The 220-nt window shown below is 63.2% G+C and carries 1 protein-coding gene; it reads right to left on the bottom strand.

Annotated features, from left to right (window positions below; all coding sequences use genetic code 11):
* Positions 1 to 220, bottom strand: a 220-nt coding sequence (locus tag FNJ47_RS49380) for an IS66 family transposase (RefSeq protein WP_163163925.1), incomplete at both ends; no start/stop codon positions are given.

Below are 220 nucleotides of genomic sequence, written 5' to 3'. Positions count from 1 at the left end.
GCATCGACAAAGCGCCGCCGGGAGTGGGCCATGCAGCCGATGTGGGTGGCCCGTTCCAGCGTGCGCCATGCGGTATAGCCGTCACTCATCACGATGCCGCGGTAATCGCCGAGGAAGGCCTGCGGGTGGATTTGGCCGCGGCCCGGCTGATAATCCAGAAGAACGATGGGCTCGTGACTGCCCTTGCCACTGCGATAAGCCCACATATACGATGTGCTGG

The organism is Bradyrhizobium uaiense (genome assembly GCF_010811875.1).
GTDB lineage: Bacteria > Pseudomonadota > Alphaproteobacteria > Rhizobiales > Xanthobacteraceae > Bradyrhizobium > Bradyrhizobium uaiense.
This window is presented reverse-complemented; position numbering and strand designations above follow the sequence as displayed.